Genomic DNA, 6,414 nt, shown 5'->3' with positions numbered 1-6,414 from the left:
CGCCATAGGCTGCGTTCACGCACGCCGTTCTCCTGCTCCTGGTGACTGTTCTTCGACAGCTCAGAAACCTAGACAGAGAACGGCGTGCGCTCATTCAGGCGCGATCACAGCACCCACACATGCAGCAGAAGAGCCCGACTCGGCGCCGATTCGAGCGCGACTCGTATCAGCGCCGAGTCACCCTCGAACCAGTGCCGAGTGACCCTCGAACCAGCGCCGAGTCACGCTCGAACCAGCGACGAGTCAGCGCGGGCCGGGGAGTCAGTCGCGGAGCGGGACGCGCCAGGTGAAGACCGAGCCGCCCCCGTCGCGGCGGGCCAGCGAGGACGTGCCGCCGAGGCCGGCGGCGCGGCCGCGGGCGTTGCGCAGTCCGCTGTGCGAGGCGCCCTCGGTGGGGCCGACGCCGTCGTCGGCGACCTCGAGCAGCAGCTCCCCGTCGGCGGCGTGCACCAGCACGTGCGCCGACGTGGCCTCGGCGTGCCGGGAGAGGTTGGACAGCGCCTCGCGCAGGACCGGGACGAGGTGCTCCCGCACGTGGTCGGGTACGGCGGTGTCGACCGGTCCCTCGACCCGGACGACCGGCGTCCAGCCCAGCACTCGTGCGTACTCCCGCACGAGACCCCGGACCTCCGCGTGCAACGACGCTCCGCCGGTGTGACGCAGCTCGAAGATCGTGCCGCGGATGTCCCGCACCACCTGGTCGAGGTCGTCCACGGCCTTGCCGATCCGCGCGGTGAGGGCCGGGTCCGCGACCCCGCTGGAGACCGCCTGCAACGTCAGCCCGGTCGCGAAGAGCCGCTGGATGACCGTGTCGTGGAGGTCGCGGGCGATCCGCTCGCGGTCGGAGATGACCGCGAGCTCGGCGCGGTCCGCAACCGCCTGCGCGCGGTCGAGGGCGAGCGCGGCCTGGTCGGCGAAGGAGATGAGGAGCTCGCGCTCCTCGAGCTCCAGCACGTTGTGCTCGTCGCCGAAGAAGGTGATGAGCGCGGTGGGGTCGGTGAGGTGCGCCCGCAGCGGCACGACGAGCGCGCGTTGGCGGCCCGTGTCGACGTCGACCGGCTCCTCCACACCCGCACCCGCGCGTCGGAGCACCGTGACGATCTCCGCGCGCATGACCTCGGGGTCGGCGCCGGCCGAGGCCAGCACCGCCTGGTCGGCGGCCGCGGCCGGCTCGCCGGAGGTGTGCACGACGGCGGTGCCACGGGCGCGTCCGACGGACAGGGCGGCGTGGGCGATCCGCTGCAGGGCGACCCTGGTGTCCAGCGGCGGCTGGAGGTCGTCGACGAGCTCGGCGGTGGCCTGCAGCCACTGCCGCCGACGCTCGCTGAGGGTGTAGGCGCGGGCGTTCTCGATGACGAAGCCGGCCGCGGAGGCCAGCGCCTCGACGAGGAGGGTGTCGCCCTCGTCGAACTGCCCGTGGGCCTTCTCGGTCAGGTACAGGTTGCCGAAGACGGTCCCGCGGATCCGCACGGGCACGCCCAGGAAGGAGCGCATCGGCGGGTGGTCGGCCGGGAAGCCGTAGCTCTCGGGGTGGCGCGAGAGGTCCTCGAGCCGGAGCGGCTCGGGGTGCTTGATGAGCAGGCCGAGGATGCCGCGGCCGTGCGGCGGGGCGCCGATGGCCTCGCGCTCGTGCGGGTCCAGGCCGTGGGTGATGAACTCCACCAGGTTGCCGTCGGGGCCGATGACCCCCACCGCGCCGTACCTCGCGTCGGTCAGCTGGCAGGCGGCCTCCACGATGCGCGAGAGCACGCTGGTGAGGTCCAGGTCGCTGGCGATCGCCACGACGGCGTCGAGCAGCGCCTGCGCCGAGTCGGAGAGCTCCGGGCTGTGGAAGGGCACCTGCCCAGTCTGGGGCACGAGGCGGTCCGCGGGGTGCGGACCGACCAGCGCGTTCACACGACGCGGCGGCAGGGCACCTCGTGCAGCGGTTCCCAGCCGTTGCCGAGGCGGCGTCCGGAGACCTCCTCGAGGCGGATGCCGAGGTGGAGCGTGCGGGAACCGGAGGCCCACGGCCGCGGCTGCCAGGTGCGGCGGATCTGCTCCAGCGCCTCCGGGTCGGAGATGACCTCGGCCCGCCCGCGGACCACCACGCTCCAGCCGCGCTGGCGCTCGTGGTCGATCACGTCGGTCTCGAAGGCCACCGTGGTGCCGTGCGCGTGGGTGCCGAGCAGCGAGTACGGCGAGGTGCGGATCACCACGCAGTCCCCGACGACGGAGTAGTTGACCGGCAGGATGTGCGGCCCCTTGGGCGTGGAGACGGCGACCCGACCGGTGACCCCGGAGCGCAGCAGCGCCTCGGCCTCGGAGACGGAGAGCTCGACGGGTTCCAGCACGGCAGGTCCTCGGTTCGACGGTTCGGGATGGCGGGTCGGTCCGTCCATCGTCGCCGCGGCACCCCTCCTGGAAGGAGGGACGAAGGTCCCCAGACGGAAGGACCTCGGGAACCGGCTGGCTCAGGGAGTGTCCGGCGCGGCCTCGACGTACATCCACCGCCCCGCGCGCTGCGCGAAGAGGCTGTGCTCGTGCTGCACCCCCGCGGTCCCGTCGAGCCGGGCGTAGTGGGCGTCGAACTCCACCCAGTCCGCACCGTGGCCGAGCACCTCCAGCCGGGTCCAGGTGCGGTCGGTGTCCAGGCCGTCCTCGACCAGCCGCGGCGGGCGGGTGCGCGGGTGCCACGTCCGGAACAGGTGGTCCAGCCCCTCGCGGCCGCCGACGGCGAAGGCGGTGTAGCGGCTGCGCATCAGCTCCAGCGGCGTCGCGGCCAGCCGCGCCCCGGCGAGCAGCGGCCCGCAGCACGCGTCGTACGACGCCCTCGACCCGCAGGGGCAGGTGACGGGTCGCCCGGGCGACCCGAGCGGGCCGGGCCCGGCGGGCCGGCCGAGGGGGTCGCTCACGTCTCGACCACCAGGCGCCACAGGGGGTGCTCCCCGGGCAGCCCCTTGAGCTCGACGGTGCCGGCGTCCTCGAAGCGCATCCGGCGGTCCCCGGAGTCGGCGGTGCCCTCGCGGACCGCCTCGGTGACCAGCACCTCCCCGCCGTCGGCGAGCCCGGCGACCCGGGCGGCCATGGCCACGTTGCGGCCGAAGTAGTCGCCGTCGCGGCTGATGGCGGTGCCGGTGTGGACCCCGATCCGCACCCGGACGGGGGTCAGGCGCAGCCGCGGGTCGAGGGTGCGGGCCAGCGCGCGCTGGATGCCGCGAGCGGCGAGCACGGCCGAGACGGGGTCGCGGAAGGCCACCATGAAGCCGTCGCCGGCCGACTTCACGACCCGTCCGCGGCGCTTGTCGACCGCGGCCCGCACGAGGGCGTCGTGGGCGGCGAGCACCCGGACCCAGGCCTTGTCGCCGAGCCGGTCGTTGAGGGCGGTGGAGTCCTCGATGTCGGAGAAGAGCAGCGTGACCGTGCCGTCGGGGGCGGCGATCGAGAGGATGTCCTCGTTGGGCTCGTAGGCCGCCCACGCGGCGAGGTCCTCCAGGGAGTCGCTGACGGCCCCGGCGACGCCGCGCTCGCGCACCCGCGCGGCGGTGCCGACCAGCGCGCGCATGGCCCGCTCGGCCGGTGAGACCGGCGGACGGGGCCGCAGCGCCGTGTCGAGGTCGGCCTCCAGCTGGCGGACCATCGCCTCGGACAGCGCCAGCCGCCGACGCAGCCGGCCCACCGTCGTGGCCAGGGCCAGCACCGCCACGACCAGCAGTGCGCAGAGCACGGCGAGGGTCGCGGTCACGGGCGCAGCCTAGTGGGAGCGGCGCGGTCGGACCGTCCGCGGACCAGGGTCGGGCCCGGGCCCGAGGACCCCGGGCCCCGGGACCTCCGGCCGTGCGTGGCCCCGTGACCGATGGGACATGATGACGCCATGAGCGAGACCCTCACCCCTGTCCCGGACGGTTCGATCGTCGTCGGAGTCGACGGCTCGGAGGGCGCCGGGCTGGCGCTGGAGTGGGCCGTCGCCCACGCCGGGCTGACCAACCGGCCGGTCGCGCTGGTCCACGGCTGGGACAGCATCCCCTCGGTGTGGCTGGACCAGGCGGGTGTCGACCACGCGGCGCTCCAGGCCGAGATCAAGGCCGCTGCCGCCGAGGTCGTGGCCGCCGCCGCGGCCCGGGCTGCCGAGCTCGACCCCGAGGTCGAGGTCCTCCAGGTGGTGCGGCACGAGGACGCGCGCGCCCTGCTGGCCGGCTTCTCCGCCGACGCCGCGGTGACCGTGCTCGGCTCGCGCGGGCGGGGTCCGATCAGCGCGCTTATGCTCGGCTCGGTCAGCAGCGCCGTGGCCCGCCACGGCAAGGGCCCGGTCGTCGTGGTCCGCCCCGGCGGCCCGGAGCCCGGCGAGGGCACGGGCGTGCTCGTCGCCATCGACGGCCACGACGGCACCGCCCCGGTCGTCGCCGCGGCCTTCGAGAACGCCTCGCTGCGCGGGCTGCCGCTCACCGTCCTGCACTGCACCTTCGACGCCCGGGTCGCCGTCGGCGGCCAGGTCACCGCCGAGCTGCGCGACCAGGCCGAGGAGGAGGCCGAGCTCGTCATCGCCGAGGCCACCAGCGGTCTGTCGGAGCGCTACCCCGACGTCCAGGTCACCCCGCGCGCCGTCTTCGGCCACATCGAGGAGGAGCTCCTCGAGGCCGCCGACGGCGCCGACCTCGTCGTGGTGGGCCACCGCCAGCGCAACCCCATCGCCTCCGCGCTGCTGGGCTCGATCAGCCGCAGCTTCCTGGAGCAGGCGCGCGGCGCGGTCATGGTCGTCCCCGAGGACTGAGGGACGGCCTGGGTCGAGGCCTGGGTCGAGGCCTGGGTCGAGGCCTGGGTCGAGGCCTGGAGACGTGCTCCTCCGCGTCCTCGCACCTCGACTCGCACCTCGACCCGCACCTCGACTCGCACCTCGACCCGCACCTCGACCCGCGAGGTCAGCCGCCCCGGACCGGCTCGTGCCTCGCAGGCCCAGCCCGCCGCCGTACGTCGGACGTGCCCTCGAGCGTTGGGTCCCCGGCGTAGCGTGATCGCGTGAGCGCCACCTCCTCCGCCCCCCAGTCCCGCCCGCAGCCCACCATCTCCACCCTCGGCGAGCTGCGCGCCTCGGGGCACGAGCTGAAGACCCTGCGCGCTGAGATGCGCGACAACCTCCTCGCCGCCCTGCGCGAGGGCCGCGACCCGTGGCCCGGCCTGCACGGATTCGAGGACACGGTGATCCCGCAGCTGGAGCGGGCGCTGATCGCCGGGCACGACATCGTGCTGCTCGGCGAGCGCGGCCAGGGCAAGACCCGGCTGCTGCGCACGATGGTGGGCCTGCTCGACAAGTGGTCGCCGGTGATCTCCGGGTCCGAGATCGGTGAGCACCCCTACGAGCCGATCACCGTGCAGTCCCAGCAGGCGGTGGCCGAGCACGGCGACTCCCTGCGGATCTCCTGGCGCCACCGCGATGAGCGGTACGTCGAGAAGCTGGCCACCCCCGACACCTCCGTCGCCGACCTGATCGGCGACGTCGACCCGATGAAGGTCGCCGAGGGTCGTTCGCTCGGTGACCTGGAGACCATCCACTTCGGGCTGATCCCGCGCAGCCACCGCGGCATCGTGGCCATCAACGAGCTGCCCGACCTTGCCGAGCGGATCCAGGTGGCGATGCTCAACGTGATGGAGGAGCGCGACATCCAGATCCGCGGCTACGTCCTGCGGCTGCCGCTGGACGTGCTCGTCGTGGCGAGCGCCAACCCCGAGGACTACACCAACCGCGGCCGGATCATCACCCCGCTCAAGGACCGCTTCGGCGCCGAGATCCGCACCCACTACCCGACCGAGCTCGCCGACGAGGTGGCCGTCATCCAGCAGGAGGCCGAGCTCGTCGCCGACGTCCCGCCGCACCTGCTGGAGATCCTGGCCCGCTTCACCCGCAACCTCCGCGGGTCCAGCGCGGTCGACCAGCGCTCGGGCGTCTCGGCCCGCTTCGCCATCGCCGGCGCGGAGACGATCGCCGCGGCCGCGCTGCACCGCGCGACCGTCCAGGGCGAGCCGCAGGCCGTCGCCCGGGTGGTCGACCTCGAGACCGCCGTCGACGTGCTCGGCGGCAAGATCGAGTTCGAGTCCGGCGAGGAGGGCCGTGAGGCCGAGATCCTCACCCACCTGCTGCGCACCGCGGTCGCCGAGACCGTGCGCGAGGTCTTCCGCGGTCTCGACATGGGCCTGCTCGTGGAGGCCATCGAGGCCGGCCAGATGGTCACCACCGGCGAGCAGGTCACCGCGCTCGACTTCCTGTCCGGGCTCCCGCGACTGGGCGAGTCCGACCTCTACGACCAGATCTGCGACCGGCTGGGGGCGAGCGACGACGGCCAGCGCGCCGGCGCGATCGAGCTGGCCCTCGAGGGGCTCTACCTCGCCCGCAAGGTGAGCAAGGAGTCCGGCCGCGGCGAGACGGTGTATGGCTGAGCG

6 protein-coding genes are annotated in these 6,414 nt (G+C 74.1%); 2 read left to right on the top strand and 4 right to left on the bottom strand.

Going from position 1 to position 6,414, the window contains the following annotated elements; genetic code table 11:
- Positions 1-261 precede the first annotated feature (261 nt).
- The 4 genes from Q1V71_RS03175 to Q1V71_RS03160 form a co-directional block, all read right to left on the bottom strand.
- Complete coding sequence (locus Q1V71_RS03175; protein ID WP_300640651.1) at positions 262-1,839, bottom strand: GAF domain-containing protein; 1,578 nt, start codon at positions 1,837-1,839, stop codon at positions 262-264.
- 53 nt (positions 1,840-1,892) lie between these two features.
- On the bottom strand, positions 1,893-2,333 hold the full coding sequence (locus Q1V71_RS03170) for a pyridoxamine 5'-phosphate oxidase family protein (protein ID WP_300640649.1): 441 nt from the start codon (positions 2,331-2,333) through the stop codon (positions 1,893-1,895).
- Between the two features lie 120 nt (positions 2,334-2,453).
- Positions 2,454-2,894 carry a YchJ family metal-binding protein gene (locus Q1V71_RS03165; protein ID WP_300640647.1) on the bottom strand — a complete coding sequence of 147 codons (441 nt, stop codon included), beginning with the start codon at positions 2,892-2,894 and terminating at the stop codon, positions 2,454-2,456.
- Complete coding sequence (locus Q1V71_RS03160; protein WP_300640645.1) at positions 2,891-3,724, bottom strand: adenylate/guanylate cyclase domain-containing protein; 834 nt, start codon at positions 3,722-3,724, stop codon at positions 2,891-2,893. The genes Q1V71_RS03165 and Q1V71_RS03160 overlap by 4 nt, the downstream gene beginning before the upstream one ends.
- A gap of 129 nt (positions 3,725-3,853) precedes the next feature.
- On the opposite strand from Q1V71_RS03160, the gene Q1V71_RS03155 reads away from it, so the two are divergent.
- Both Q1V71_RS03155 and Q1V71_RS03150 read left to right on the top strand, forming a co-directional pair.
- Complete coding sequence (locus Q1V71_RS03155) at positions 3,854-4,750, top strand: universal stress protein (protein ID WP_300640643.1); 897 nt, start codon at positions 3,854-3,856, stop codon at positions 4,748-4,750.
- A gap of 245 nt (positions 4,751-4,995) precedes the next feature.
- On the top strand, positions 4,996-6,411 hold the full coding sequence (locus Q1V71_RS03150; RefSeq protein WP_300640641.1) for an ATP-binding protein: 1,416 nt from the start codon (positions 4,996-4,998) through the stop codon (positions 6,409-6,411).
- Positions 6,412-6,414: the final 3 nt, after the last annotated feature.

The sequence above is a fragment of the Nocardioides sp. genome (assembly GCF_030149505.1).
Classification (GTDB): Bacteria; Actinomycetota; Actinomycetes; order Propionibacteriales; family Nocardioidaceae; genus Nocardioides.
This window is presented reverse-complemented; position numbering and strand designations above follow the sequence as displayed.

Bases quoted from the DNA above. Each gene is read 5' to 3' on its own strand.
- Q1V71_RS03155 (WP_300640643.1), top strand. From the start codon at position 3,854: ATGAGCGAGACCCTCACCCCTGTCCCGGACGGTTCGATCGTCGTCGGA.